The following is a 2,593-nucleotide window of genomic DNA, read 5'->3' as shown; positions in this document are numbered from 1 at the left end:
TCCTCAGAAGCCGCCCGCCGGGCAGCTCTCCCCGCCTGGCTCCACGCCTACAATCACCACCGCGCGCACACCGCACTCGGCGGCCACCCACCAGCCAGCCGCGTCCCCAACCTCTCTGGGCAGAACAGCTAGGCCGCGCCACCGGTCGCCGGGGTGTCCGCTGGGCCGCATCCGGTGGGACGCTCCGGCCCAAGACGGTGTCCTGGGCCGGAGCGGTTACGGTGGCTGTCGGTCCCGCCGATCAGACGAAGTTCACGTCGCTGCACCACATGTAGGTCTGGTCGAGGTGCGATGCCTGCCAGATGACGAAGACGATGTGGTGTCCGGTGTATCCGGAGGTCGAGACGTTGAACGTGATGTCCTTCGCCGGCGGGTAACGCCCGGTCTGCGTGATGAAGTCGAGGTTCCCCCAACCGAGGCGCTGGGTGGTGGGGTTGAACCCGTTCTTGCTGACGTAGACCCGGAAGTAGTCAGCGCCGTGGCTGGCCTGGTCGTACAGGTGGATGGTGAAGTTGCGGCCGACGTTGGTCGTCTTCCACGGCCCGGGCTGGTTCAGGCTGTCGTTGCGGGAGAGGGCGTTGCTGCACAGTTGCCCGTTGGGGGTCGTGCCCTGGAAGTTCCCGCGCAGGCCGTCCCGCAGTGCGCTCATCCAGTTCCACATGGTGTCGGGGTTGGCCTGGAACGCCCGCCAGCACATCGGGTCCTGTTGCTGCATGGCGGGGTTCGTGTGGTTGCTACCCCAGACCTGCCAGCAACGGTAGGCGCGCGTTGCCGGGTTGATGATGGTCCCGTGGGCCTGGGCCGGGGCGGGCCAGGGCAGCATGCCCACCATCAGGGTGAGCAGCAGGACAAGCGCTCGAAGGGACTGGCGGACGGCTGGCCGGGATCGCCGGCCAGATTGATCGGGCTTGTGGGAAAGCATTGTGCGTCCTCCGCTCATCGGCGTTCGAGATCGGTGTGGAAGCGCTCCCGGACAAGCATCGCACCCATCCGTCGACATATCAACCAGTGTCTATTGATAATGGCGATTCTCGAACTGGCTGGTGTCGTTATCGGGTGCGTTCGGAATTGTCCACTGCGGACCGTGCAGGAAATCTGGGTCAACGATCACCTGGCGCCGGACGCGCGTGGATCAGCTGACGGTCAGGCGGGAAGCTGGGCGACCCCCGGGCCGGGGCGCCGGGTGGGTGCTGGTGGACCCGTGCGCCCTGGTGCGGTCAGGGCCGCGCGACCCGTCGCCGGGCGGCGGCGGACGCGGGAGTGGGCGGACGAGGCGCCGGTACCACCGGAGCGCGGGCAGGCTCTCCGGTCGTACGGGCGTAGCGGAGTCAGTGGGAGACGACGGCGGTGGCGTGGGCGTCGAGGGTGATTCCCTCGCCGGCGGTCGTCGGGGATCCGGGGACCGCTCCGACCCCGATCTGCTCCACCAGCCCCGGGCCGAGGTCGTACGGCAGCACGACGGCGACCGGTGCGGGCGTCTTGTTGACGAGCAGGAGCTTGCGCCGGTTGTCGGGGGTCAGGAAGGCCTGGGCGTGGATGCGCGGGTCGGGGAATTCGGGCACGCCGGTGGCGGTGGCCACCAGGGTGTCGCCGGGGCCGAAGTGTCGCAGCAGCAGGGCGAGCGCGTGGTATCGGGCGTTGGGTGCGCCGGTCTCCCAGTCGACGAGGCTGGTGCCGGGAATCATGCCGGGGTAGTCCATGAACTCGGCGATGCCGACCAGGTCGATGCCGAGTTCCACAAGCCTCGACCACAGGTACGACTGGATGGAGGCGCTCAGGGCCCAGTACTCGTCGGGAATGTCGGGGCGGGGGTTCATCACGTCGGGCGGGTAGGTGCCCAGTTCGTTGATGAACGTGGCGGTGTCGGGCGCGAGGCGGCGGCGGATGGAGTCGATGAACCGGACCTGGTCGAGGAACGCGTCGGCTTGGGCGAAGAAGATGTCTCGCCAGTGCGGGTACGGGGCGTTGCCGTACCCGCCGAGCGGATTGGCGATCTCGGGTGAGGCGTAGAAGTGGTAGGAGAACGCGTCGAGCGGTACGCGGTCGGCGTGGTTGGCCCTGTCCAGGAAGCTCCAGAAGTATTCGGGCTGATGGTGGATGTGGCTCAGGGACAGGCCGACGAACCTCATGTCCGGATCCAGTGGCCGCAGGCGGGTCACGATCGCGTCGTAGAGCTTGGTGTAGGTCTCGGGCGAGAGGCGATGACCGATGTCGGGTTCGCAGAGCACCTCCCAGTAGGCGAAGCGGTAGCGGTGGTCGGACTCGTGCCACCGGCCCAGCTCGTCGGTGAACCCGCCCGCGATGTACCAGCTGGCCACCCGGTGGAAGTAGTCGGCCACCTCGGTGCCGGTCGGATCCCGTAGCTCGGTGCCCTGCTCGTAGTCCCACTGGATCTCGTCCGGGTCGTCGGGGACCGCCACCGGTTCCGGTGTCACGAACATCCAGGTGGGGATCGTGGCGAAGTTCGCCACGACGGGCCTTCCTTCGGCGGCGTTGACGAAGTCCTCGACGAAGGGGTCGAGCAGTTCGAAGTTCCACGATGTTTCGGTGGCGGTCGGCGGGGTGAGTGCGGGGACCGCGACTCGGGGGTGGG

Annotated in this window: 3 protein-coding genes; 1 reads left to right on the top strand and 2 read right to left on the bottom strand. The window is 67.9% G+C overall.

The annotated features are described in order from the left end of the window. On the top strand, positions 1–132 hold a 132-nt coding region (locus E1165_RS28455; RefSeq protein ID WP_165945355.1), incomplete at its 5' end, for an integrase core domain-containing protein. A 109-nt stretch (positions 133–241) separates the two neighbouring features. Here the strand turns inward: E1165_RS28455 and E1165_RS28450 are convergent. Together E1165_RS28450 and E1165_RS28445 are read right to left on the bottom strand one after the other, a co-directional pair. Then, positions 242–823, bottom strand: coding sequence for a lytic polysaccharide monooxygenase (locus E1165_RS28450; RefSeq protein ID WP_243705036.1), 582 nt, complete (start codon positions 821–823; stop codon positions 242–244). Between the two features lie 505 nt (positions 824–1,328). Beyond that, positions 1,329–2,593: hypothetical protein (locus E1165_RS28445; protein WP_132394771.1), on the bottom strand; the 1,265-nt coding region annotated here is incomplete at its 5' end.

This window comes from Micromonospora sp. KC723, from assembly GCF_004348595.1.
Lineage (GTDB): Bacteria > Actinomycetota > Actinomycetes > Mycobacteriales > Micromonosporaceae > Micromonospora.
This window is presented reverse-complemented; position numbering and strand designations above follow the sequence as displayed.